Below are 653 nucleotides of genomic sequence, written 5' to 3'. Positions count from 1 at the left end.
GAGGATGTAGAACTCGACGTGCACGTAGCGCGTCGCCTTCTCGACCTCCGCGGTCATCGCCGCGATCGACTCGTCGTAGTGGCTGTAGAGCTTCGCCCGGTTGCCGCCCACGAGCGGCATGGAGCCGAGCGTGCGGTTGAGCTCCACGACCGAGTCGAGCCACGACGGCCAGGAGTGCTCGCGCGTGACGCGCTCGATGCCCTCGGTCGACTCGATGATGAACCGGTTGATCTCCTGCTGCTTCTCGCGGCGCCGCTTCGGCAGCCGGGTCGAGCCGATGAGCAGGAACAGCAGGATGCCGAGGTACGGCAGGAAGAAGATCGCCATGAGCCACGCCATGGCGGTGGACGGCCGGCGATTGCGGGGGATGACCAGCAGCGCCGTGATGCGCACGACGAAGTCGACGACGACCGCGAGCCCCGCGAGGACGAGGGTGGTCATCGAGGGGTCCATCAGGCGGAGTCTATCCGCCGCGACCGGGCCGCCCGGGGGACGCGGTGCCCGCCGGACAGGCGGGGCACGCGCACCCGGTGGATCAGCGGAAGTTGACGAACTGCAGGTCGAGATCCACGTCGGCGCCCTTGAGCAGCGCGATGGTCTGCTGCAGGTCGTCGCGGCTCTTGCTCGAGACGCGGAGCTCGTCGCCCTCGACG

General features: G+C 68.8%; 2 protein-coding genes. Both read right to left on the bottom strand.

All coding sequences use genetic code 11. The features are described from left to right. Positions 1-453, bottom strand: a 453-nt coding sequence (locus DZG00_RS16215) for a PLDc N-terminal domain-containing protein (protein WP_199689847.1), incomplete at its 3' end; no start/stop codon positions are given. 82 nt (positions 454-535) lie between these two features. Continuing rightward, positions 536-653 (bottom strand): nucleotide-binding YajQ family protein (locus DZG00_RS16210; RefSeq protein ID WP_119455773.1); only part of this gene is annotated, 118 nt, incomplete at its 5' end.

The sequence above is a fragment of the Clavibacter lycopersici genome, assembly GCF_003576405.1.
GTDB classification, from domain to species: Bacteria; Actinomycetota; Actinomycetes; order Actinomycetales; family Microbacteriaceae; genus Clavibacter; species Clavibacter lycopersici.
This window is presented reverse-complemented; position numbering and strand designations above follow the sequence as displayed.